The sequence below is a fragment of the Bacillus sp. FSL K6-3200 genome, assembly GCF_038630485.1.
Classification (GTDB): Bacteria; Bacillota; Bacilli; order Bacillales; family Bacillaceae; genus Bacillus; species Bacillus safensis.
On sequence record NZ_CP152032.1, the window covers coordinates 33,932 to 58,963 of the forward strand.

Annotated in this window: 26 protein-coding genes; 4 read left to right on the forward strand and 22 right to left on the reverse strand. The window is 41.6% G+C overall.

All coding sequences use genetic code 11. From position 1 onward, the window contains the following. Nucleotides 1-33: 33 nt before the first annotated feature. Both MHI60_RS00155 and MHI60_RS00160 read right to left on the reverse strand, forming a co-directional pair. Nucleotides 34-1,062, reverse strand: a complete 1,029-nt coding sequence (locus MHI60_RS00155; protein WP_144470393.1) for a SepM family pheromone-processing serine protease — start codon at nt 1,060-1,062, stop codon at nt 34-36. Nucleotides 1,063-1,066: 4 nt separating this feature from the next. Then, on the reverse strand, nt 1,067-1,846 hold the full coding sequence (locus MHI60_RS00160; RefSeq protein ID WP_095408409.1) for a patatin-like phospholipase family protein: 780 nt from the start codon (nt 1,844-1,846) through the stop codon (nt 1,067-1,069). 156 nt (nt 1,847-2,002) lie between these two features. Between MHI60_RS00160 and ylbJ the strand changes: the two genes are divergently transcribed. Then, complete coding sequence (gene ylbJ, locus MHI60_RS00165) at nt 2,003-3,211, forward strand: sporulation integral membrane protein YlbJ (protein WP_144470391.1); 1,209 nt, start codon at nt 2,003-2,005, stop codon at nt 3,209-3,211. Nucleotides 3,212-3,224: 13 nt separating this feature from the next. Here ylbJ and coaD read toward each other — a convergent pair whose 3' ends face one another. The 9 genes from coaD to MHI60_RS00210 form a co-directional block, all read right to left on the reverse strand. Then, nucleotides 3,225-3,707: a pantetheine-phosphate adenylyltransferase gene (gene coaD, locus MHI60_RS00170; protein ID WP_024426917.1), complete on the reverse strand. Its 483-nt coding sequence runs from the start codon at nt 3,705-3,707 to the stop codon at nt 3,225-3,227. A gap of 1 nt (nt 3,708) precedes the next feature. Beyond that, complete coding sequence (gene rsmD, locus MHI60_RS00175; protein ID WP_039178303.1) at nt 3,709-4,266, reverse strand: 16S rRNA (guanine(966)-N(2))-methyltransferase RsmD; 558 nt, start codon at nt 4,264-4,266, stop codon at nt 3,709-3,711. 310 nt (nt 4,267-4,576) lie between these two features. Continuing rightward, nucleotides 4,577-4,849: a YlbG family protein gene (locus MHI60_RS00180; RefSeq protein ID WP_048238857.1), complete on the reverse strand. Its 273-nt coding sequence runs from the start codon at nt 4,847-4,849 to the stop codon at nt 4,577-4,579. Nucleotides 4,850-4,914: 65 nt separating this feature from the next. Further along, the gene (locus MHI60_RS00185; protein ID WP_007499807.1) at nt 4,915-5,364 is read right to left on the reverse strand and encodes a YlbF family regulator; all 450 of its coding nucleotides are present in this window, start codon (nt 5,362-5,364) and stop codon (nt 4,915-4,917) included. 57 nt (nt 5,365-5,421) lie between these two features. Next, a complete protein-coding gene (locus tag MHI60_RS00190) occupies nt 5,422-5,829 on the reverse strand; it encodes a hypothetical protein (protein ID WP_024426915.1) in 408 nt (135 codons plus the stop codon). A 73-nt stretch (nt 5,830-5,902) separates the two neighbouring features. Continuing rightward, a complete protein-coding gene (locus tag MHI60_RS00195; RefSeq protein WP_039178297.1) occupies nt 5,903-6,151 on the reverse strand; it encodes a YlbE-like family protein in 249 nt (82 codons plus the stop codon). A 19-nt stretch (nt 6,152-6,170) separates the two neighbouring features. Continuing rightward, nucleotides 6,171-6,584 carry a YlbD family protein gene (locus MHI60_RS00200; RefSeq protein ID WP_095408407.1) on the reverse strand — a complete coding sequence of 138 codons (414 nt, stop codon included), beginning with the start codon at nt 6,582-6,584 and terminating at the stop codon, nt 6,171-6,173. A 110-nt stretch (nt 6,585-6,694) separates the two neighbouring features. Next, entirely contained in the window at nt 6,695-7,738 is a 1,044-nt protein-coding gene (locus MHI60_RS00205) for a CAP domain-containing protein (RefSeq protein ID WP_095408406.1), read from the reverse strand. 122 nt (nt 7,739-7,860) lie between these two features. After that, complete coding sequence (locus tag MHI60_RS00210; protein ID WP_260856494.1) at nt 7,861-8,283, reverse strand: CBS domain-containing protein; 423 nt, start codon at nt 8,281-8,283, stop codon at nt 7,861-7,863. Nucleotides 8,284-8,444: 161 nt separating this feature from the next. Here MHI60_RS00210 and MHI60_RS00215 point away from each other — a divergent pair, with 161 nt between their 5' ends. Further along, nucleotides 8,445-8,810 (forward strand): YugN family protein, encoded by a 366-nt coding sequence (locus MHI60_RS00215; protein WP_039178290.1) that lies wholly within the window; start codon nt 8,445-8,447, stop codon nt 8,808-8,810. A 73-nt stretch (nt 8,811-8,883) separates the two neighbouring features. Here the strand turns inward: MHI60_RS00215 and ctaG are convergent, their stop codons facing one another. From ctaG to cyoE, 6 genes are all read right to left on the reverse strand, one after another. Further along, nucleotides 8,884-9,762, reverse strand: a complete 879-nt coding sequence (gene ctaG / locus MHI60_RS00220; RefSeq protein ID WP_034281665.1) for a cytochrome c oxidase assembly factor CtaG — start codon at nt 9,760-9,762, stop codon at nt 8,884-8,886. Between the two features lie 30 nt (nt 9,763-9,792). After that, nucleotides 9,793-10,122, reverse strand: coding sequence for a cytochrome c oxidase subunit IVB (ctaF, locus tag MHI60_RS00225; RefSeq protein ID WP_024426910.1), 330 nt, complete (start codon nt 10,120-10,122; stop codon nt 9,793-9,795). A gap of 2 nt (nt 10,123-10,124) precedes the next feature. After that, a complete protein-coding gene (gene ctaE, locus MHI60_RS00230; protein ID WP_087977219.1) occupies nt 10,125-10,748 on the reverse strand; it encodes a cytochrome c oxidase subunit III in 624 nt (207 codons plus the stop codon). Continuing rightward, nucleotides 10,745-12,616, reverse strand: coding sequence for a cytochrome c oxidase subunit I (gene ctaD / locus MHI60_RS00235; RefSeq protein ID WP_034281664.1), 1,872 nt, complete (start codon nt 12,614-12,616; stop codon nt 10,745-10,747). Before ctaD ends, ctaE begins: the two co-directional genes overlap by 4 nt. 175 nt (nt 12,617-12,791) lie before the next feature. Further along, nucleotides 12,792-13,859 carry a cytochrome c oxidase subunit II gene (coxB, locus tag MHI60_RS00240; RefSeq protein ID WP_107163606.1) on the reverse strand — a complete coding sequence of 356 codons (1,068 nt, stop codon included), beginning with the start codon at nt 13,857-13,859 and terminating at the stop codon, nt 12,792-12,794. Nucleotides 13,860-14,138: 279 nt separating this feature from the next. Next, a complete protein-coding gene (cyoE, locus tag MHI60_RS00245) occupies nt 14,139-15,056 on the reverse strand; it encodes a heme o synthase (RefSeq protein WP_024424777.1) in 918 nt (305 codons plus the stop codon). 393 nt (nt 15,057-15,449) lie between these two features. Here cyoE and MHI60_RS00250 point away from each other — a divergent pair, with 393 nt between their 5' ends. Next, nucleotides 15,450-16,373 (forward strand): heme A synthase, encoded by a 924-nt coding sequence (locus MHI60_RS00250; RefSeq protein WP_024424776.1) that lies wholly within the window; start codon nt 15,450-15,452, stop codon nt 16,371-16,373. A 38-nt stretch (nt 16,374-16,411) separates the two neighbouring features. Here MHI60_RS00250 and MHI60_RS00255 read toward each other — a convergent pair whose 3' ends face one another. The 5 genes from MHI60_RS00255 to glsA all read right to left on the reverse strand — a co-directional run bounded on the left by MHI60_RS00255 (nt 16,412) and on the right by glsA (nt 24,426). Next, nucleotides 16,412-17,812 carry a deoxyribodipyrimidine photo-lyase gene (locus MHI60_RS00255; protein WP_144485434.1) on the reverse strand — a complete coding sequence of 467 codons (1,401 nt, stop codon included), beginning with the start codon at nt 17,810-17,812 and terminating at the stop codon, nt 16,412-16,414. A 332-nt stretch (nt 17,813-18,144) separates the two neighbouring features. Further along, entirely contained in the window at nt 18,145-21,591 is a 3,447-nt protein-coding gene (pyc, locus tag MHI60_RS00260) for a pyruvate carboxylase (protein ID WP_111292328.1), read from the reverse strand. Between the two features lie 79 nt (nt 21,592-21,670). Then, complete coding sequence (gene ftsW / locus MHI60_RS00265; protein ID WP_144485121.1) at nt 21,671-22,882, reverse strand: putative lipid II flippase FtsW; 1,212 nt, start codon at nt 22,880-22,882, stop codon at nt 21,671-21,673. Nucleotides 22,883-23,092: 210 nt separating this feature from the next. Continuing rightward, nucleotides 23,093-23,374 carry a YlaN family protein gene (locus tag MHI60_RS00270; RefSeq protein WP_003212509.1) on the reverse strand — a complete coding sequence of 94 codons (282 nt, stop codon included), beginning with the start codon at nt 23,372-23,374 and terminating at the stop codon, nt 23,093-23,095. Between the two features lie 122 nt (nt 23,375-23,496). After that, entirely contained in the window at nt 23,497-24,426 is a 930-nt protein-coding gene (gene glsA / locus MHI60_RS00275; RefSeq protein ID WP_095408401.1) for a glutaminase A, read from the reverse strand. 120 nt (nt 24,427-24,546) lie between these two features. Here glsA and MHI60_RS00280 point away from each other — a divergent pair, with 120 nt between their 5' ends. Further along, nucleotides 24,547-25,029, forward strand: coding sequence for a hypothetical protein (locus tag MHI60_RS00280; protein WP_095408400.1), 483 nt, complete (start codon nt 24,547-24,549; stop codon nt 25,027-25,029). Nucleotides 25,030-25,032: the final 3 nt, after the last annotated feature.

Here is a 25,032-nt window from a genome sequence, read left to right on the forward strand (position 1 = left end):
AGCAGCCTTTTGATAAAGGCTGCTCTTTTTTAATTAAGATGCTTTCTCTTTTAACTTGTTTAAATAGTTCAGTGCGTCCTGCATTGTGTCCACAGGAACGATTTTCATATCACTTTTAATATCTTTCGCTGTTTTCACTGCATTTTTGTAGTCTGAATTTGGATCACCTTTATCGTTTGGTGCAAAGAAGATATCTTTTCCTGCTTTATCTGCTGCAACGACCTTTTGATCTATTCCGCCAATTGGCCCGACCGTACCATCAGCGTCAATCGTTCCAGTTCCTGCAATCGCATAGCCATGTGTTTCGTCTTCTTTTGTCAGCTGGTTATAAATTTCAAGTGACATCATTAAACCTGCCGACGGGCCGCCGATATTTTCAATATCGACCTTAATGGAAGGCGAGACTTTTACATTTCGGTCTGTAAATAATGATACGCCAATTCCAACTCGATTCGGCTCTTCTTTAAAAGGTTTTAACTTCACTTTCTTCGTGATATCCTTGCCGTTTCGTTCAAGGACAAAACGGACAGATGTACCAGCTTTTTGACTGCTGATATACGAAACCATTTTATCAGCAGAATCATACGTCTTGCCATCAACACTTTTAATCCGGTCGCCCACTTCAATTTTACCGTAAGCAGGCATGCCTTTCATGACGTAGCTCGCATATACCCCATTAAATGTATAATCTACTTTTTTGCCTGCTTTTGTATACGCTGCAATCATGGCATTTTCTTGAGAGCTTTTCATCAGCTGAAGCTGTCTTTTCATATAATCTTCATCCGACTCTCCATCCGCTTTAATATTTTCTTCTGGGACGATCTCGTCATATTTATTCATTTTCGCAAGCAAATACGTATACGGATTTGCTGGACCTACTTTTATCGTCATAAGAGAGAAGCTGCCCTTCTCGCCGTATCCACCGTCCACTTGAATGTGAGGGGCAATCTCTGTTGCATCACCCGGCTTTGTCACGTAATACGGCAGTTTGACAAAAGTTAAGCCAAATAAGACAAGAACAACGACAAAAAAGCTGAGCCAGCGAATATTCAATTTTTTCATTCGATTAACACTCCCATTTATCAATGACATCTTTCAGTTTGCCTGTTAATTGATCTGCGGCGAGCTCACCAGCTTCAATCATCTCCTGAACCTGTGTGAACGCACTAGAGCTAAATGTTTCAAGCCTCGGCCGGATCATGAGATCTGCATGAATGGTTTGATGACGGACCAATTCATTTTGAAGGATGTCCAAACTTTGCATAATCACATCCGATAATCTCGTCGCCTTTTCTGTTTTTTTCACCCTTGATACATCTGAGGCGATGATAAGGTCTGCGCCCATTTCTTTTAAAACAGACACAGGAATGCGGTCAACAACCGCTCCATCTACCAGCTGTCTGCCGCCCATTTCGTGAGGAACAAACACGCCTGGAATGCTGATGCTTGCTCTGACTGCTTGTGAGACAGACCCTTCTTTAAACACAACCTTCTCCCCTGTTTCGAGGTCACAGGCAACCACTGCAAGGGGCATTCTTAATTCTTCGAATTTTTTCCCATATGTAAACGTGTGAATCAGCTGCAAAATTCGATTTCCTTTTAAAAGACCGATTTTTGGCAGTGTATAGTCAGCATAATACTTTCTTCTGAAGACAAGTGCAAGTTTTTTCATTTTTTCTACGTCTTGTCCTGCCGCATAAAAGCTCCCAACAAGTGCGCCAATACTGCTTCCAGCGATCATATCTACTTGTATCCCCTGCTTCTCAAGACTAGACAACACCCCGATATGCGCCATTCCTCTCGCACCCCCGGAGCCTAGTGCAAGCCCGATGATCGGTCGTTTCATGAAAATCCACCCTCCTTTTTCTATGCATATATACGAATCTATAGGTCTAAACATGCCCCTACTGCTCGTATAGTAATAGAAGACAGGCTCGGCTAGTTTCTTTTTCTATAATCACGAGCTCGCCAATAGATCATAACGGCAAGGGGCGAAATCTCCATGAAAAAATGGAACACTCTGTTCATCGCTGCTTTTTTTATTTTTTTAACAGCCACTGTGATTACACATCCACAAGCCTCTTTGCAAGCGTCGAAAAATGGACTTGCAATGTGGTGGGAGGTGGTATTTCCATCATTGCTTCCTTTTTTTATTTTGTCCGAGCTATTAATTAGTTTCGGGATTGTCAGATTTGTCGGGGTATTATTAGAGCCATTTATGCGCCCCATCTTCCGGGTGCCGGGTGTAGGCGGATTTGTACTAGCTATGGGAATGGCTTCAGGTTTTCCTTCTGGTGCAAAATTAACAACAAGACTCAGACAGGAAAGACAGCTGACGAGAATCGAAGCAGAGCGTCTCGTTTCCTTTACAAATTCATCGAATCCATTGTTTATTTTCGGTGCGGTGGCTGTTGGTTTTTTTCATCACCCGGCTTTAGGCATTGTATTGGCCAGCGCACATTATTTAGGGAATCTCGCTGTTGGTGTGACGATGCGTGGATATAAAGCGCGGCATGATGCACACCTAAGAAGCCGTAAGAAATTTTTACTCCCGCCGTTTAAAGAGGCATTCAATGCTCTTCATACAGCAAGACTCGCAGAGAAAAGACCGCTCGGCCAAATTTTAAGTGATGCCGTCATGTCATCAGTCCAAACACTCTTTATGATTGGCGGCTTTATTATTTTATTTTCTGTGTTTAGCAAAATGCTGTCAGTTGTCCATGTGACAGACCTTTTATCTATAGGGCTCGGATATATGCTGCAAACGCTGCATCTTCCGCCAGAATTAGACCTTGCCATGATTGCCGGTTTATTTGAAATCACATTAGGCAGCCAGCTGACGGGGTCACAGGAAGTCACCCTTCTCGCTAAAACCATTGTCGTCAGCTTTATTTTAGGATTCAGCGGGTTCTCTGTTCAAGCCCAAGTCGCTGGCATTTTAGCGGCAACCGATATCCGCTTTAAACCGTTTTTCTTCGCCCGTTTGCTTCACGGGATTTATGCAGCTATTTTTGCCTTTTTATTATTCAAGCCTCTATATGTCTCTCGATCAGACATGGCTCTCCCAGCGGGTGCCTTTGATGCAAGCCAGCAGGTCGTCATGTTTAGCAGCGTGGTTTGGAATCAGCTTGTGACAGCTGGTCCTTTGATCACAATTTGCAGCTTGATTGTGTACATCACACTATACTATCGGAAATTAAAAAATGGATGAGTGCCGGGTGCACTCATCCATTAAATTTTTCCTTCAGCGCTGCTTCTACCTCTTTTGGTACAAGATCTTTGACTGCCCCATGATATTTCGCTACTTCTTTGACAATGCTGGAGCTTAAGAAGGAATATTGATTGTTGGTCATCATAAAAAACGTTTCAATTTCATCATCTAACACTTTGTTCATTGAGGTGCCTTGCATCTCATACTCAAAGTCCGTCACAGCTCTTAGTCCGCGTAAAATGACTTTGGCTTCTTTTTGCTTTGCATAATCAACAAGCAGGCCGTGAAAGGATTCAACTTTGATATTTGGCAGTTCCTTCGTCGCTTGGCGAATAAGCTCACACCGTTCTTCAACAGTAAATAACGGTTTTTTAGATGAATTATTTAGTACACATACATACACTTCATCAAAAATCTTAGCACCTCTTTTGATGATATCCAAATGCCCCAATGTGACTGGATCGAAGCTGCCCGGACAAACGGCTATGTTCCCCATGCTAATTTCCCCGCTTTCTATAGATCGTAATACCAGTCAATCCGTACAGTTCCTGCCTTGTGATGTGAAGCTGTCCGGCTTCTTCTGGCAGCTTCACGTCTTTATCATGCTCACACACGATCACACCGTCATCTGTTAACAAGGCGTGCTCGTCAATCATTTCAAGAAGTGCTTTTAGCTGTTGATCTTTATAGGGCGGATCAAGGAAAATGGCTTGAAAGGATTCCTCTCGTTTCACAACAGCTGCGAGTGCACGCTTTGCTTCATTTCGAAACACTTCACTTTGATCCATTAGCGACAATTGATTCAGGTTGCCTTTAATCGTCTGAATCGCCTTCATATCTCGATCAACGAATATGCAATGATCGAATCCTCTGGAAAGCGCTTCAATTCCTAAACCACCGCTTCCTGCAAATAGATCAAGGGCCCATCCGCCATCAAAATACGGGCCGATCATATTAAATATCGATTCTTTTACTTTATCTGTCGTCGGTCTTGTTGATTGACCTGGTACCGCTTTAAGTGTGCGGCCTTTTCTCGTTCCAGAGATGACTCTCATTTTTCCACCACTTTTTCTGCTTGCTTCTATTAGTCATTGTTTATGACAAAAAATTCAACATTATCTTACCACATCACTCTTCAAGGAACAATGCACTGATATTCATTCATTTTCTATGTATAGATCAAGAAGTCCGGGGTCATACTATTTATAACAGCATCTGATGTGGTGCTGTTGCCAACCGCGGAGAAGACTTACGTTTCCCCATAAGTTCTTCCTCCGGTTTCTCCTCTCCCTTTGCCTTCTCCTTAATGAATCATTAAGAATAGAAGGACCCCGCGGGTGATGCCGCGGGGATTTTTTTGTGTCTTTAAAAGCCCACCTTATAATCATACTCTTTTGCTTTGTCCAATTTGGATTCGTACTCTAATTTAATAAAAGGTTTATATGAAGGCTCAACACGTTTCACAAATGGTAACGAGCTGAGCTTCGTCATATGGCGCTCAAGATCATTCATATCACAATAGATCACCGCATATTTCATTTTCCTTGAAATATAGTGAACATTCCCAAATTTTCTTAGCGCTTTTGACTGCTTTAACGAATGCAGCCAGACAACCATCCCTTGACGTTTGGTTTCCATCTTTTCACCTGCCGCTTTTCAATTCTTTTCATTCATTATGTAAAAGACGAGACATTCAAGTCTCGTCAAGATACTTTACAACCGCAGCTGCCACCTGATCCACAGCCACCGCCGCATGATGATAGACCATCAAAATATGGGTTCCCTGTTGGAACTTTAATATATGCTGATACAGCTTGACCGATTTCAATACTAATCTCATCTAAGATGGATTGAATCGCTGTTTCTGCTTTTTTGAAATCAACCACTGTATCGTGAAGATCTAGCTTTCTTTTGACCTCACGCATTTCCTTTGAGATCGTTCTATAGTCCGGATGGTATTTGCCGAACCGCTGCACATCCTCATATTGCTCTTTTACTTTTGTAAAATGGGCAATAATTTGTTGGGCTTCTTCGTCTTGCTGGAGACGCTTAAAGCAGTTGCGGTAATGTTCAGCCTCCTCCGACTGAAGAATCATGGCAGCCAATTGATTTGCTTCCTCTTGGAGCTCCACAGATTCGATTGTCGCATACATAAATGTTGCACCTCCAATTCATAGTTTACCACGAAACCTATGGATCAGAAAATGCTTTTACGTGACAAATACATCCCATGTTTCTCTTTTCTGTTTATATTCAGGATGACGGGAATTCAGCACAACGGTCATTTTATGCTTTCCTTTTGAAAGATGCTTGACCACAAATGCCGCGGTATACTCATTCCCTGCCCGTTTCCCGTCTACATACACTGTAAAATATCCCGCCTTCTCGTTTTTTTTCAGACGCTCTGGCTGAAGATGAAAATCTTGAAGTGTACTTTCTATATAAACAGACGACCCTTGCACTTTGTATTTCAAAAAGCCTTGCTGCTTCATTTCGCTTTGGGCTTGCTGCATGACCGGTACTGCTGGGTCTTGCTTGATCACTTGCTCTTCTCCATGTTGACTTTGACACCCGGTGACAAGAAAAAGCAATGCGCCTATTGACAGCATCCATTTCATCATCTGATTCTCCTTTCATCTACTTTTATAGGATGCTCAGGAAATAGACATCTTAATCAACTCAAAAAAAGCCTCAACCGGCTCCATTTTGATTGCGCATTGCTTGGAACATTTGAATCATCATTTCAGCCATTTGGACGCTATTGCTCAACTGACTCACACGATGAGGAATGGTTTTTTCGTAAAAGTTCATTTTATCTAATTCAAAGGACGATAGATTTTCAGGATGCCGCGTCAGCTGTCTGTACCAGAGAGGACGCTGTCTTATGAATTTGATTCGATCCTCTTCGGCCATGACAAATTCCTGTACTTCTTTTCGCACCAGAAGCATCCCCTTTCACTTAGTCTTTCCTGAAGGAGAACGGGTGCTGACTGCCTCCAGATGAACCTTTCTTTGAACCATTGGATGAAAATTGGCCGAGTAAGCTTTGTAAAGAGGAAATAGACTGGCTCATTTTGTTAATCTGTTCATTCATTTGATCAGCGTCCATTTTTTTCACAGCAGAAACCATTTTAGACATAAAATCTGCTTTTCCTGCTTCACTTGGCTTAGAGGCTTTTTCTTCTTTATCGTCTTCAGATTTCGATTGCCGGTAAGGTGACCACATCTCATCTTCCTCACCAAACATGACCCAATTCTCGTATACACTTTGCCAGCTTTTTTCTTGCGTTTGCACTTCTTGAATTAACTTCGGATGGCGTCTGACGAATTGTTTAAATTCATCAATGGATGTTTGTTTTTGCTTGTTTGTCATATCCTCACCCCCCATACAAATGCCTACTATACTATATACACCAGCATCTGTTTTGGTGAGCCTCTTTTTAAACATCAAAAAAAAAGCTGCGATTATGCAGCTGCTTTCGTTTAAGATGTTTTCTTGATGAAATTTTGGGTGTAATATTTTTCTTTCACCCCTACGCCAAGATGCGTGTAATCTTTATTTAATAACGCCTTCCTGTGACCTTCACTATTGAGCCAGCCCTCTACCGCAGCAGGTCCATCGACATAGTTATAGGCAATATTTTCACCTGCGAGCTGAAAGTCCACCTCGCCTCTTTCTAACCGGTCTTTCAGCGTACCGTATTTTTTAGATTCATGGGAGAAATAATGATTCTCTTTCATGTCCTCACTATGCATGAAGGCTACTTCAGACGTTTCATCATCCCACTTTAAGATCGGCAGGTTGTACTTATGGCGGATAATATTGGTCATATCAAAAATTTGTTTTTGACTGGAAGCTTCGATATCTTTCCATTTTTCACCCGATATCGCCTCAGGTTCTATCAATTGACCTCGATAGACCACCTCATACGGCTTTTGTTTCACAAATGTATCTGCGTTGAAGGCCCTGATACTTGAAAGGGTGCTTTCAAACTTATCCATGTAAAGCTGAACATACACATCATCTCCCACTTTCACAGTGGGTCTTGTATTCATATCATCTTCTGAGAATTCAAAGCGGTATGAATTTTGTTCATCCTCTACATGAATGTAAGGTGCAATTTGTGTTTTCTTAAATACTTCACTTGTGGCTTGACCGATTTTAAACGGTTCTACATTCAGTCCGTCTCCTGTTGCAAACAAGGTCACCACTTTACTATCCTTTACCCCTACTTGAATATAGTGCTTCTTCGATTGGTTGTAAATCCACCAGTCATAATCATATGCGGAAGGATCAATGCGATCTGGTTCTCCCAGCTGTTTAAGCACTTCGTTTGAAGATTTCCCCATAAAGGACATGAGCCCCTTTTTTGGGATGTTGATCGGCTTATCGCTAGATGTTTCTTCATTAGACACCTTCGGTTCATTGCTGTTTTCTTTTTCTGGTGAAGATCCATATTGAATAAACAGAACGTACGTTCCAGATATAATCAGGAGGATGAGGAGTGTTTTGAGCACAGTTTTCAAATAAACACCTCCGTTAAATTGGCAAGGTACAAAAAGTACCTTCTACTGTCATTTAAACAAAACTTGCTCCATTTATCAACGACAATACAGCCTATTTAACACGAATTTAAAATATGCCCCTCTTAATGAAGAAATCCTTGTCCATGATCTTGATCCTGTTGAGAGATTTCTGTCAGTGCATCTCCCGCGCGATCATTTGATAAATCTTCGACTGATAAATCTCCAAGAGCGACAATCCCTGTTAATGCGCCGTTTTTCACAACGGGAATGCGGCGGAGCTGATGCTCTGACATGAGCCGGACAATTTCTTCAAGCGTTGCATCTTCTTCAGCTGTTAGTACTTCCTTTGTCATCAGCGAGCCCACTTCCTGTGAGTTTGGCTTTTTTTCTGCAATGCCTCTAAGCACAAGGTCACGGTCTGTCACTATTCCAACGAGCTGATCTCCATCAACCACTGGAACGGCACCGATGTCAGCATCTCTCATTTTGACTGCTGCTTCATACGTATTGTCATCTTGATTACATGTTACTACTTTTTTGGTCATAATATCTTTGATTTTTTTCGTTTTCACGTTGATTCCTCCATCCGTTATTTTCTTTATTACTGTAACCAGCTTATAAAAGAACATACCCTTCACAGTTGAAAGTTTAACGCTTTCATACTATGATTGTCAGTAAAGGGAAATTTTATAAGGAGGGGTTTTGGGTGAAGTTTGAAGGTACGGGGATTGAAGAAGTATCAGCTGACTTAAATAAATTAGATTTCATTATGGAAAGTGAAGGATTTGTACGAGCCGATCAATGGGATTATGAGCGTGTGACGTACGATAGAAAGTACAGTATGGTAGAGGGAACTTTTTATTTGCGAATTTCCGGCTACGCCACTGAAGGAGATGTCGGTTCCAAAAAGGCACACATTCAGCTTCTAACACCGTTACTTGGAAAACACTATTATCCACATGGCGTTGAATATGGCGAAGGCGAAGAATTCCCTAAGTCTCTCATCCAATCAAGCAAAAAAACACTTGCACAGCTGAAGGAAAAACTAGAAGCCATGACGGCTGAAGCATAAAACAAAGGGCTAAAATGATATTTATTTTAGCCCTTTTTCTAAGATGAAAGCACAGCCATTTGGCTGTGCTTTTTTATTCATATTTCGGAATAAGCGCATCTGGTACGGCATCTTTTGCTCTTTCTTTTCTTGCCCAGTCAAAGAAGACAACAGCAAGAATAGAGCCGTACACAATCTCCTGAATAATTTTCATCAAAATGGCACCTAGCTGCTGGTCCTCTAGCAGCGGCAAGGTGTGGAACATATCAGGGCCAGTGAGGGCAAGGCCTGCCAGCATATCACTTGGCACACATAAATGCAGTGCTTGTATCCATGCGCCGGCATCCGAATAAGTGGCATAGATCGGAGCCTCACTAAACATGATGAGTGCACAGGCCGGAGTCATCAATATCCCGTCTGCCATGATATATCCAAGCTTCAAAATGCCTGTGATCTGCGGCTGACTTTGAACTTTATGAACAAGCGGCCACCACATGAAAAAGGCAGCGATAAAAATAACAACCGTCATCAATGCATGGTAAAACGGATCTGTTTTCACAAAATCAAACACAAGCGGAATGTGATACAGCGAAAACAATCCGTTAAACCCAAGCAGTGCAATTAAAGGTTTGGAAAACAAACGGAAAACAGCTTGAATACCTGGTGTTTGAATGATCCGCTCCCAAATGGCTGGAGGCAATCCTGTAATAAGGAGAGGCGGGATGACTAAGTATAGCACCGCCATTTGCGCCATATGTGCACTAAACATAATATGCCCCATTAAATCAATTGGGCTCCCTTTCACAGCATATAACAGAACAAGCCCCGTCAGAAATAACGTTTTCTCTTTCACCGTCGCACGATGCTTTCCCTTTGTCACAAGAAGCAGATAAAGAGCAGCTGCTATCACAATACAAGTCAAATAATAAGGGCTCCATAATGCCCGAAATCCGAATATTTCTAAGTTCTCCATTGCTGCGCCTCCTTCAAGGGCAAAGCGGGTTTACCACCATATAATGGTCAAAAAGGCTAATACGGTAATAAACGCTACAAACACACCTGAGTATAGAAACAAGGCGGGTGTTTCATGCCCTTTTTGGTTCATGTGCATAAAATAATAAAGCTGAAAAGCCACCTGAATGCCTGCAAGCAGTAAAATAAATGGTACTGCGAACCAATTCCCAACGTCTTCTGAGGCGATCGTTAAAAACGCAACAAATGTTAATCCAATCATCAAGCCGAAAGAAATGAGCTGATGCTTCATTTCTTCGGCATTTTTCTTTTTACGATATACAAGGTCGACTTTGGACTGATTTGTGTTTTTATTTCCCATTCTTATCCCACCATTCCCATTAAATATACAACGGTAAAGATGAAGACCCACACAACATCAATGAAGTGCCAATAGAGACTTGCCACGTAATATTTCGGCGCATTGTATAAATCGAGTCCGCGTCTCATATTTCGAATCATAAGAGCGGTAATCCAGCAAAGTCCGAAGGCGACGTGAGCTCCGTGAGTCCCTACAAGTGTATAGAAGGAAGAACCAAGAGCAGAGCTGGTAATCGTAAATTCATACGCATGCACATAGTGATAAAACTCATAAATCTCAACCCCTAAAAATCCAGCACCTAAAAGGACCGTGATACCAAGCCAAAGCTGCATCTTTTTAAAGGCAAAGTTTTTCATATGATACATGGCATACACACTCGTTAAACTGCTCGTTAATAGAAGCATTGTGGCAATAAAGACAAGTGTGAGGTCAAACATATCAGTTGTTTTTGCTCCGCCTGCATTTGAGTTTTTCAGCGCCAAATAAGTGGCAAAAAGCGATGCAAACAGAACGGTTTCTCCTCCAAGAAACAGCCAGAACCCGACAAACTTATTCTTCCCTTCTAACGTAGCCTTCTCAGGAGAAGCCGGAAAGGTTTCCGCCGTCATTTTTTGTGGTTCCATTATGCTTTCACCCCTTTATCATCGTCGTCGGTCAAATCTTCTTTGTGAATATGGTATCCATGATCATCTTTCAGAGACCTAACCAGCATGGTCGCAAACGTAATACCAAGACCAATGAAGATCACCGGAAGCCCCCAGCTGTGCTCTTGACGATACATGAAACCAAACGCTGACACAAATAGACCGAATGAGATAATGACAGGCAAGATGGAGTTATTCGGCATGTGTATATCATCGAGCGGTTCAGATGCTGTCATTCCTTTTTTACCATCCATTTTTTCAATCCATAATGGATCTAGTCCTCTGACAAGCGGAAGCTGTTTAAAGTTGTATTCTGGCGGAGGCGAAGACACTGCCCATTCAAGTGTTCTTCCATCTCCCCAAGGATCGCTCGATACACGCTCCCCTTTTGCTGTTGTCCAGATGATGTTAATCAGCATGATCACAACAGCTACAAACATAAACAGTGCCCCAATCGTACTAATCAAGTTCCCAAGCTCGAGACCCTGACCTGGAAGGAACGTAAAGACCCGGCGCGGCATACCCCATAAGCCGAGGAAGTGCTGGATAAAGAAAGTTAAATGGAAACCGATGAAAAACAGCACAAAGCCAATTTTCCCAAGTTTCTCATTCAGAATTTTTCCAAACATCTTCGGCCACCAGTAATGCACACCTGCTAGAATACCGAATACAACCCCGCCGATAATGACGTAATGGAAATGCGCCACAACAAAATACGTATCATGGAACTGATAATCCGCTGCAGCTGCCGCAAGCATGACCCCAGTTACCCCGCCAAGTAAGAACGACGGAATAAAGGCAACAGAATAAAGCATCGGCGTTGTAAACTTCACATTACCGCCCCATATCGTGAGCAGCCAGTTGAATACTTTAATTCCTGTTGGCACCGCAATTGCCATGGTCGCTACGGCAAAGATCGCATTGGCGATAGGTCCAAGCCCCGTAGTGAACATGTGATGCGCCCACACCATGAAACCAAGGAAACCAATCAATACAGTAGCGAACACCATGGACGAGTAACCAAACAATCTTTTTCTTGCAAACACTGGAATGATTTCAGAGAAGATTCCGAATGCCGGCAGGATCAAGATATATACTTCCGGGTGTCCGAAAATCCAGAACAAATGCTCCCAGATGATTGTATTTCCTCCAAGCTCTGGATTGAAAAAGCTCGTGTCAAACATTCTATCAAGCATCAGCATCGCAAGCCCTGCTGTCAGCGGCGGGAATGCGAATAAAATAAGTGCGGAGGCGACAAATGTCGTCCAAGTAAAGAGCGGCATTCTCATATACGTCATGCCAGGCGCTCTCATATTAATAATCGTTGCAAGAAAGTTAATCCCGGCAATCAGCGTACCAATACCCGCAATCTGCAAACCTAAAATATAGAAATCCATTCCATGCCCTTCTGAATTCAGCGTGAGCGAAGCGTATGCAGTCCAGCCTGCATCAGGTGCCCCGCCCATAAACCATCCAAGGTTTAAGAAGATTCCTCCGAAAAAGAATAACCAAAAACCAAGTGAATTCACAAACGGAAATGCTACGTCACGTGCACCAATTTGAATTGGTACAACCGCATTCATTAATGCAAATAAAAGCGGCATAGCTGCAAGGAAGATCATTGTCGTTCCATGCATCGTCATGATTTCATTGTAAACCCCCGCACTGACAAAATCACTTTCAGGGATGGCTAGCTGAATACGGATAAACATCGCTTCTATCCCGCCAACCAAAAAGAAAAATCCCCCTGCCACTAAATATAATATGGCAATTTTTTTGTGGTCAACCGTTGTCAAGTAATCCCATAAGACAGCGCCAAACCCCCGCTTTTTAGCTATTGTACTCACCATGAAATCCCCCTCTTATCTCCCATTTGCCCCTTTTCATATAGATGTCTATCTTAACGATCCTTTTAACAGACTGTGTCTGACAGATGACGGCTTCTCGGTTGTAGAGACATATTCGGGAGCTCTTAACAAAAACTTCACATCGATCACATACCCTCTTGAATATCTCCTCTAGGCGTTACTCGATTTTAAGACCTTTTAAATACTCGTAAAGTGCATCAGCTTCTGAGTCATTTAATTTAGGGTACGTTCCTGTCATCTTATTACCTGGTTTAAAGCTTTCTGGATCTTTCAGCCATGCTTTCACATTTTCTTTGTTCATGTCTTTAATTCCAGCTACTTTCGTTCGCTCTCCGAAGGTCGCAAGGTTTGGTGCTGTCCTTGCTGCTTCAGGCCGTTCGTCACCAGGCTCTACTGCGTGACAGCTTAAGCAGTTTTTCTCTTTAAATAGCTTTTCACCCTCTAAAGCGAGATCTTTTGTGGATTCAGGCTTCTTGTAATCAGCCATTTTTTTCGTCCATCCTAAGAACTCATCTTGAGAAAGCGTTTTAACTTTAAAGTCCATTAAAGCATGTGACGGCCCGCAAAGCTCCGCACATTTCCCGTAGAAATATTCCCCTGCATCTTTCGTTCTTTTCGAGTCAAAGATTAAATAAAATTTGTTCTCATTATCTGTGTTTGTATCAATTTTACCGCCAGCCGATGGAACCCAGAATGAGTGTTTGACATCGGATGCTTTCAGCTTAAAGTACACCTTTTGATCTGTTGGTACGATCAATTCCTGACTTGTGACAATCCCATAATCAGGGTATTCAAATTCCCACCAATATAAGCTGGCTCTCACGTTAACAACAAGTGTCTTTTCAGGATCTCGTTTTTTCTTATCCATAGCGCTTGTATCCCCTAGTTCAAGCGTGTATGCCACAACAGGTACAACGAGAATAATGAGTAGAAGAATCGGAATCGCTGTCCATGTGATTTCCAGGTTGCGGTTCCCCTCCACCTGCTTTGGAATCGTATCTTCTCCCACTTTAGAACGTTTGAATTTAATGATGACGTAAAAGAAAATGATCGATACAACAATGACGACAAGAACCATAATGAGTGTACTCAGTACCGTTAGGAAAAACTGTTTATCTGCTACTTCCCCAACTGGCTTGAGTGTTGATAAGTATGGTTCACCACAGCCCGCTAAAACGAGCGTCAGTAAGAGAAACAGTGAATAAACACGCCATTTTCTTATCATAATTTGTCCCAACCCCTTTTGCTTAATCTCCTTTGCCTTTCGCTTTTTACCTCTTATTTATAAAATCACTTCTCACCCATCAATAACCCCCGCCTCTTATAAAAGCACTTACATTTCCTCTTTTCATAAAAAAATGATGTTTTTACTCAAAATACCATCTATGTATAAACAGAAAGCCGCCTAAATAGAACTGAATATCAGGCGGCTTTCATAGTTGTTAGAAAATGTTGTGTTATAAGATATAGCCATTGTTTTGATGTAATCAAAGTGTATTTCACTCTAGAATAGTGTAATAATAATCATCGCTACGAAAAAGATGGTTAAGTAGTTTAATGAATAAACGAACATGAGCGTTGACCACTTCATGATGTCTTTCATTTTAAAGCCCATAAGGCCAATAACGAGCCATCCAATATTAAGCAATGTACCAAGTGCGACAATCGGCCATCCTAATCCACCTAAGAAAAATGGAAGTGGAAGAAGACATGCTGTCCAAATGATGATTTGGCGTTTTGTGACTTCAAAGCCGTAAACAACTGGCAGCATTGGAATACCCGCCTTACGGTAATCTTCCGTTTTCTTAATCGCAAGTGACAAGAAATGAGGGATTTGCCAAATGAACATAATCATAAACAAAACCCAAGCCGTTGTGTCGATTGTACCTGTGACAGCTGTCCAGCCGATTAATGGCGGAACCGCGCCAGATACACTTCCGATGACTGTATTGATGGTATAATGACGTTTAGACCACATGGTGTAAAGAACCGCATAAGTAAAGACTCCAATAAATCCAATCACTGCTGATGTAATGGTTGTCATCAATAGCATAATGAGTCCTAATACAACAAGCAAAATGCCAAATGCATACGCTTGCCCCGGTTGAATTTTACCTGTAACCGTCGGTCTTGTTTTTGTTCTTTCCATTAATATATCAATATCACGGTCAAACGCATTATTAATCGCGCATGAACCGGCAATAATAAGAGAAGAACCAATCATTGTTAACAGCACAATATCAAGATTTCCAAGAAAACTCATATCTGTAAAATAAAAAGCAAGCCACATTCCAGTAAATGTCGTAATAAAATTGGAATTGACGATGCCCATTTTAATCAGAGCAAGAAAATCTTTCCAAGCTGTTGTTTCTTCTATTTGTCCATGAATAGCTGCTTCCGCGGCTGTTTTGGAATTTGCCAATGTGTATAACCTCCCTTGCCCAAACCTTCAAACGAACGAATGACACGTAAAATCATTACAACTCTATCATACAAGATAAACAGCTGTAAAAAAACATCCTATTAAATAATAAACGACAAACTTGAAGTTATTTGTGAACTTTTCGTGAATTTATTAGGATATATGTGTGTTTCAGAAGGCGGTGCAAAATGAAATATTCTCTCCTCTATTTCTATCAGACTGTCAAAGAAAGATCAAGCACTCTAAATCTGTAAACTTTGTGAACTAACATATCATTTTTTTGTGAACTTTGGTCATTATGAATTGCAACAGAACACGCATTTGGCTTAAACTTGAGAGCATGTGAGGTTTTCATTTATATCAGAAGTTTTTTAGAGAAGGTGAAATAATTTGATGAAATTTGCTTTAAGGCTATTGAGCGTGATCACAACGTTTGTGATGCTGATCGTACTGATTGGCGGCGCGCTTGTTACGAAAACCGGTTCGGGTCTTGGCTGCGGTAGACAGTGGCCCCTTTGCCATGGTCGTTTCTTTCCTGAAATGAACCCCGCTTCCATCATCGAATGGAGTCACCGCATGTCAACAGGAGTTTCCACCATTCTTGTTCTGGCACTGGCGGTCTTATGCTGGAAAAAAATTAGTCCAGTATTCCGTGAAACCAAATTCTTGGTCATCATGTCCATTATATTCTTAATGCTTCAAGCGCTGTTAGGAGCTCTTGCCGTCGTATTTGGTTCTAACGCACTTATAATGGCACTGCACTTCGGTATTTCACTCATTTCATTTGCTTCAGTATTGCTGCTTGCACTTCTTGTCTTTGAAGCAACCAGATCTGAAACAAAGCTTGTGAAGCCGCTTCATATCGGCAAAAAAATGCAGTTCCATATTTATGGGGTGATCACGTATACGTATATCGTGGTATATACGGGCGCTTATGTGAGACATACAAAGTCAAGCCTTGCTTGCTCTGTCTTCCCGTTTTGTTCAAAAGACGGCGCACTTCCAACGTATTTTAATCAGTGGGTTCAAATGTCTCACCGAGCAGCAGCACTTCTTTTATTCGTCTGGATATTTGTCGCAATGTTCCATGCGATGAAACATTATAAAGAACAGAAGCAGCTGTATTATGGATGGATCATTTCAGCCATCCTCATTACACTTCAAGCCATTTCAGGTGTGATGTCTGTTTATTCTCATCTTGCACTTGGTTACGCGCTTGCTCATTCATTCTTTATTTCTTGTTTGTTTGGGGTACTATGCTACTTCTGCTTACTCATTGCCCGGTTTAAATACGAAAGCAAAGAACCATTTAGATAAAAATTTGTATCCCCCTTTCATGTGGAGAGGGGGATTTTTTATTGTTGTTTTGCTTCTTCGAATAGCGAGATGGCTTTTTTGCGTCTTACTTGGTGATCAACTGTCGGCAGCGGATATGTATCACCTAGCACACAGCTCGATTTCCGTTGTTCATCTATCGGCATTTTACTTGGTTCATGAATCCATTTTTCATCAACACGCTCTAGCTCTGGTACATATTTCCTAATATATTCCCCGCTTGGATCAAACCGTTTCGACTGGGTCGTTGGGTTAAAAATACGGAAGTACGGCACGGCATCTGTCCCAACAGAAGCTGCCCACTGAAATCCCCCGATATTCGAAGCCTCATCATAATCCACAAGCTTTTTTGCAAAATACGCTTCTCCCTTTCTCCAATCAATCAAATAATCCTTTGTTAAAAATGAGGCGGTGACCATTCTTAAACGATTATGCATCCAGCCTTCCTCATTTAACTGTCTCATCCCTGCATCAACGAGGGGAAAACCTGTTTCACCTTTACACCATGCTTCAAACAGCGTCTCATCTTCATTCCATTTCATCCCTTGAAACGCCGAATTGATTTCTTTTTCTTTCATTTCTGGATAATGAGCATAAATCATATGGTAAAAATCTCGCCACGCCAGCTCTTTGATAAAGGTTTCTCGGCCCTCGTCTTCAAACAGCTCCTCCTCATGAACCGCATGAAAGATCGTTCGGATTGAGATGGTCCCTGTTTTTAAGAAACGTGACAGCTTGCTCGTTCCAAAAACAGATGGCATATCTCGTTTTTCATGGTAACGTGTTAGTCTTTTTTGGATAAAGTCATGAAGCGTGTTCATCGCTTTGTGTGAGCCGATATGATCAAATTTTCTTGAGCATCTCATGATTATGCTGCGCAGTTTGTCATTTCCTTTGAGCGAAAGTGGTTCATCACAGATCGTATGAGCGCTGCTGAGAAATGATTTGTCAACTTTTATCACAGGCTGCTTCTCTTGCTTTCGCCATGATTGATAGTATGGAGTAAACACTTGATAATGATTGCCATCCGCTTTTAAAATATCTTGCGCCCCGTGAAGGTGTGTATCTTGCCATTTTGACACATGAATGCCCTTCTTTTCTAAAAAATCGGTTACATGATGGTCACGCCTTTGACCGATTCCCACTTGATCTTCATTAAAAAAGACAGCCTTGATGTCATACACATCAATAACTTGCTGAAAAGCACGCAAGACATCGTCATGTAGAAGGTGAACATACATTTGAGATTCTCTTGCTTCCTTGATGAAATGTGCCAAGTTTTGAAAAAAATGTTCGTTGTTTAAATCGAGGTCCATTTCTGTAAAAAATGGATCTAGATGATAAAGAGCAAATAATTTGTACTCGTGCTTTTTTGCATATGTGATCGCTTTTGATAAGGCGATATGATCTTCTAATCGCATATCCCGGCGAAACCAAATCACAACAATTTTGTCCAACCTTCTTCACCTCACTCTATAGTGTAATCACTCTCACAGGCTGCTGCACATTTTAATGCGCTCAAAAAAAGACACATCACAGTGGATGTGTCTTCGATTGTTGACAAAGGTCTAAAATGATCTTTTTTAGACCTTTGTCTTCTTTTCAGCGTGATAGAAAACCTTTGCAGTCTAGGAAGTACAGCTACTTTTGCGGAGCGAATTGAACATTCGTGAGCACCAGCGCACAGGACTGACAAAGAATGCGAGGGTTTGTCTACACGCTGAGACACATCACGGTGGATGTGTCTCACTTATTATTCAGGCTTTAATACGATTAGCAGATCACCGGTTTGAATCGGTTCTCCACTTGTCACATGTATTTCATCTACGACCGCAGAAAATGGTGCTTGGACAGTCGTTTCCATTTTCATGGCTTCATTGATCATCAAATGCTCACCTTGTGAAATTTTCTGCCCTTTTTCTACGAGTACTTTGATGACAGTGCCTGGCATCGATGCGGCGATGTGATTTGGATTTGAACGGTCCGCCTTCATTTTTTCTTGAACGGAGGATTTGATGCTTTCATCCTTAATCACCACTTCACGCGGCTGGCCATTTAACTCAAAGTAAAGAACTCTTGTGGCATCTGGATTTGGTTCGCCAATTGATACGAGTTTGACAATAAGGGTTTTCCCTTTTTCGATTTCTACCTCAATCTCTTCTCCAAGCCTCATCCCATAGAAGAATGTTGGTGTATCAAGAACAGAGATGTCACCATAGCTTTCTGCTGTTTGGACAAATTCAGAAAAGACTTTCGGATATAAGGCATACGCAATCGCGTCTTGCTCTGTTAACGTCAGGTCATGAGATTCTTTGAACTGCTTCTTAATGTCTTCAAAGTCCACTGGCTTCAGCTTCTCACCAGGTCTGACAGTAAGAGGCTCTTCCCCTTTTAAAATCAGCTTTTGCAGTTTTTCAGGGAATCCGCCATGCGGCTGGCCTAAATAGCCTTTAAATAATTCCACAACAGAATCCGGGAAGTCTAGTGTTGCTCCTTTTTCATAAACATCTTCTTCTGTTAGATCATTTTGCACCATATAAAGTGCCATATCTCCAACTACTTTAGAGGATGGTGTCACCTTCACAATATCACCAAACATGTCATTGACACGTCTGTACATTTCCTTTACTTCATTCCAGCGCTCGCCAAGACCGACACCTTTCGCCTGCTGCTGCAAGTTACTATATTGACCGCCAGGCATTTCATGCTCATAAATTTCTGTATGAGGCGAATTCATGCCGCTTTCGAACTCATGATAGTATTTTCTGACGGAATCCCAGTATTGAGAAAGGCGTTCGACAGATTGGACGTTCATGTCTGGCTTTCTTTCATGCCCATCTAAAGCATAGTAAAGTGAGCTTGCACTTGGCTGTGATGTGAGTCCTGCCATAGAGCTGACCGCAACATCCACAATATCAACACCTGCATCAATCGCTCTTGCATAGGTGAACAGTCCATTTCCACTCGTGTCATGCGTATGAAGATGGATAGGGATCGTAAGCTCATCTTTTAAAGCAGAGACTAGCTCGTAGGCTGCCTGCGGTTTTAATAACCCCGCCATATCTTTAATACCTAAAATATGCGCGCCGGCAGATTCAAGCTCCTTCGCAAGAGATACATAGTACTCAAGATCATATTTCGGACGAGATGGATCAAGAATATCCCCCGTATAACAAATGGCCGCCTCTGCCACTTTGCCTGATTCCCGAACAGAATCAATAGCAAGCGTCATGCCTTTGACCCAGTTTAAGCTGTCGAAAATACGGAATACATCAATCCCCGCCTCAGCTGATTCTTTTACAAATGCTTTGATCACATTATCCGGATAGTTTGTATACCCGACAGCGTTTGATGATCTTAAAAGCATTTGGAACAGCGTGTTTGGCACTTCTTGACGAAGCTCTTTCAATCGTTCCCAAGGATCTTCTTTTAAGAAACGGTACGCAACATCAAATGTAGCACCGCCCCACATTTCCATACTAAACAGCTCTGGCCATAAACCTGCTGTTGGCTGGGCAACTTTCTTTAAATCATGTGTTCTAAAGCGTGTCGCAAGTAGAGATTGATGTGCATCCCTAAAGGTTGTATCGGTTAAAAGGACGCCACTTTGTTCTTTTACCCAATTCGCAAGTCCCTCAGGTCCATGCGTATCTAACAACTGTTTTGTCCCAGATGGAATCTCTTGATGGAGAGGAAGCTTCGGTACGTTTGGCTTGTCAAAATGAGGCTTCTTTTTCTCCGCAATACCAGGGAACCCATTAATGGTAACGTTACCAATATAAGTAAGCATCTTCGTTCCGCGGTCTTTTTGCTTAGGGAAATTAAATAGTTCTGGCGTTGAATCGATAAACGATGTATCGTATTCCCCTTTTAGGAACTTTTCATGCTTAGCGACGTTTTCAAGAAATGGGATATTTGTTTTAATCCCACGAATCCTGAATTCTTGTAAATTTCGAACCATTTTAGCAGCCGCTTGATCAAACGTGAGCGCCCATGTGGACAGCTTGACCAATAGTGAATCGTAATAAGGTGTAATAACTGCTCCTTGGAAGCTGTTCCCTGTATCAAGACGTACACCAAATCCCCCACCTGAGCGGTAGGCCATGATTTTTCCTGTATCTGGCATGAAGTCATTTAGAGGATCTTCTGTTGTGACCCTTGATTGAATAGCAAAGCCATGTGTAAAGATATCTTCTTGCTTTGGAATACCCACTTCCTTGCTGTGAAGGTTATGCCCCTTTGCAACAAGAATTTGGGTCTGAACGATATCGACACCTGTGATCATTTCTGTGATCGTATGTTCTACCTGCACCCTTGGATTGACTTCAATAAAGTAAAACTCTCCATTTGCCACAAGGAATTCTACAGTCCCAGCATTAATGTACGATACATTTTGGGCAAGCTGAACAGCCGCTTCGCAAATATCTTCACGCAATTGATCTGTTAGAGACACGCTTGGTGCCACTTCAATGACCTTTTGATGCCGCCTTTGAACAGAGCAGTCACGCTCATATAAATGAATGATATTGCCATGATTGTCACCAATCACCTGCACTTCAATATGTTTCGGATTCTCAATCAGCTTTTCAACGTATACTTCGTCATTTCCAAAAGCAGCTTTTGCCTCTGACTTTGCACGGTCATAGGCTTCCTTCAGCTCTTCTTTTGTTCTGACAATCCGCATACCCCGGCCGCCGCCGCCTAGTGAAGCTTTAATAATAAACGGGTAACCGTATTCTTCACCGAATTTTTCGACTTCTTTGACCGAATCAACTGGTCCGTCACTTCCTGGAATGACTGGAATACCAGCTTTTTTCGCTTCATCTCTCGCCTTTACTTTATCTCCAAACATATCTAAATGCTGAGAAGTTGGACCAATAAATTGAATGCCTTCCTCTTCGCATCGTCTTGCAAAATGAATGTTTTCGGATAAAAATCCGTAGCCTGGATGAATCGCATCCACGTCATTTCGTTTTGCAATTTCGATGATCCCCTCGATATCGAGGTAGGCATCAATCGGTTTTTTCCCTTCTCCAACTAGATATGCTTCATCAGCTTTATAGCGATGATAAGAGCCCGAGTCTTCTTTGGAATAAATGGCCACTGTACGTAAATTGAGCTCCGTACAGGCCCTGAAGACTCTGATAGCGATTTCCCCTCTGTTTGCAACTAGAACCTTTTGAATTGTTCTCTGTGACATTCTCACTCCTCCATATCCCTTAAAATTTTATATGTACTCTATAATAAAGGAAGAAATGAAAACTGTACACTTTTGTTTTCTAAAGATTCAAAGTTTTCTGCAATCCATTTTTTTCAACTGATGCTTTGCTCATTGATTTTTTCTTTTTGTAACGCTCTTTATATTCAGTGAACATGCTGATATTCAGCAACATTCCCATACAGATGCTAAGTAAAATGATGGACGATCCCCCGTAGCTGATAAACGGAAGTGTCACCCCAGTGATCGGAATAAGACCGGAAACACCGCCTAAATTGATACAAGTTTGGATAGCAATCATGGAGGAAATTCCTATTGCAAGCAAACTTCCAAACGGATCTTCACACTTTCTCGCAATATAAAAACCTTTCACGACGATGAAACCAAGAAGAGCGAGAACAAAAAACACGCCGAAAAAGCCAAGTTCTTCCGAGATAATTGCCATGATAAAGTCTGTGTGCGGCTCTGGAAGATACCCGTACTTTTGAACGCTTTCCCCTAGACCGAGTCCAAAAAAGCCGCCTGATCCAATCGCATAATATGAATTAATCAATTGATGCCCTGTAGCCCCTGCATCTTTAAATGGATCTTGGAAACTCTCAAAACGTCCGAGACGATTTTGCGTGAAAATTTTATCCCAAAAAAGAATAATAAATGGAGTTACGACGACCATTACTGCACTAAATAGCGCGAGCAGCTTCGCCAGCGTTTTGCCGCTAAAACCTGAGCATAAAATCATCGCAAGGGCAATCATGCCAATAATAAAGGCTGTCCCATAGTCCGGCTGCAAAATGATAAATCCGCACAGGATAGAGACAATCACGATCGGAGGCGTAACACCTCTTAAAATATGATCAATATAATGCTGCTTTTTTGCATACACCGCAGCAAGATAGATAATGACAACAATCTTCACGAATTCAGCTGGCTGAAGACTAAAAGGGCCTAATTTGATCCAGCTTCTTGCGTTCCCTGCAATATGACCACCAAAGTACACATAGATGAGGGAAAAAACTGAAAGCAGCAGCATACCAATCTGGAATTTCTTATTTGAAAACAGCTGATATGGAAATAATGCCGTAAAGATTAAGATGGCTGCCCCAACAATCATAAATAAGAGCTGTTTTTTAAAAAAATTATCTGGCGCGGCATCGTATCTGATAACAGATGTAATCATACTTGAGCTATACACCATAACCAAACCGAATGCGCTGATTAAGATAATGGCGAACAATAATGAGTAGTCATACGATTTTAGCATTCTCTTTAACATATAATCCTCTTCCTAACGTCTGTTTCTACTGCTTGATATCTTCTTAGCTGTTCTTATTCTACTACATTTTCTCCGTTTGATCCCGTTTTACCTCTTTTATATTGTTCGTCATTCATGAAAGAATCAAGTCCGTTTGCCGTCAATCCATCAAAAGAAAATAGGGGACAAAAAAACTCAAACTTATGTTGTGGAAGTTTGAGTTTTCAATCATTATTTTTTTGTGAACGCATCATGAAGTGCGGAAAGCTCTCTCTCAAGTTTATCGAGTAGTTTCTTGCCTTCATGTTGATCAACTAATCCAAGCCGGACAGCAAAATCAATTTCTCGCGATAATCCGAACATTTGAGTATCTAAAACCTCTTCATAAAGAGGACATTGCGGCATCGTTAAGTTGTCCATTTGCACTTGGATCAATTTTAAAATTTTATCTGCATCCAATTTTAATAAAGCCAGTGCTTTTTGCCGATGATCGACTAAAATTTCTGACGCCAAAAGTATCCCTCCGTTCCCCAGGCGAGTACCTAATTCTTCTATTTATCATAAAGCGAAACGGCCAAAATTGCAAGCAGATTTGTACAGTTCGCATTGTAAAAATAAAAAGAAGACATACATCATTAAAAGATACTCATCTCATATTTTTCACTCATGAGCTCAAGCAGCTTAATTCCAGCAATACTATTCCCTTTTTCATCCAGAGCAGGACCGAAAATTCCGATCCCAAAATCATATGGAGCCGCTCCCATAATCCCGCCTGAAACACCGCTTTTAGCGGGTATGCCGATATTAATGGCAAATTCCCCGCTTGCATTATACATTCCGCACGTCACCATAAAGGTTTTACAAATTCTAGCGACATCTTTTGAAAGAATTTGCTGCCCCGTCTCTGGATGTCTGCCATCTAATGAAAAAACACAAGCAATTTTCGCCAAATCTAAGCTGTTCATCATAATGGCGCATTGTTTCGTATACACATCCATGACCTCTTCTACGTTCCCTCTAATAATATGATATTGCTTCATATAATAGCACATAGCCCGGTTAATCATCGAAGTCTCAAATTCGGATGCAGCTGTTTCTTTGCAGTATGTAATGCTTTTATCATTTGCGAGCTCTCTAATAAAGCTAAGAAGGCGGTTAAGCTGATCTTGCGGAGTCGCTCCTCTTATTAAGCTTGTGACTGCAAGCGCTCCTGCATTAATCATTGGATTCAGCGGCTTATTCGGACTTGCTGTTTCCAGCTTAATCATTGAATTAAATGGGTCACCTGTTGGCTCTTGTCCAACAAATTGGAAGACTTTTTTGGGCCCTTCTTCTGAAAGCACGAGCGCAAGGGCTAATACTTTAGAAATACTTTGAAGGGTAAAGCGTTTATCTACATCTCCTGCCGAGTGGCAAGTATTACTCACATGGTACACAGCCACAGATAAATCTGTCTGTTCCGCTTTGGCAAGAGCGGGAATATAGGATGCTACTTTGCCATCTTTGGCCACTTTTTTTGCTTCCTCCACAAATCGCTTAAGCTCTTCATTGTCACGACATGCCATGCCCAACATCCTCCCTATCTTTCATGTACGATTAGTGTGTACAAGGAGAAGCATGTTTATGAAAGTGACAAAGCAGGCGAAAACTTCTATAATTTATGGTGGAAAGGGGTTGTCTTGAACATGAGCATCATTCAAATTAAGGGGAACGTAAAGTACAAGATCACCATTGATCCAAGCGTATGGATTTTTGATGACCGCAAATTTTTAATGGATTCATTTTTTGAAAAAAGCACGGCAAATGAAGAAAATCAGCTGGATCAGGAGCTTGACCAAGAGCGGGTGATTAGAGAAGGGCAAACACTTCCACCCACTTTAAAAACAGAGAAAAAGTACGAAAAGGAAAGACTCGTCACAGGCAGCTTCGGAATGAAGCTAGGTGATATGCTAAAAAATGCAGAACCGCTTGAACATGCAGATACATGCGAATTTGTCACAGAAACAGGGACAATTGCTGTGCCGCTTTCTCAGGCAATGGAAAGCATTGCACACTTCAGCCAAAATGGGAAGCCTATGACAGAAGAAGGACCAATCCACGTTTATTTCGCGGATCAGTCCAACCTCACTCAGCCGATAAAAGGTGTCAAAGAGCTTATCATTACATAAGAC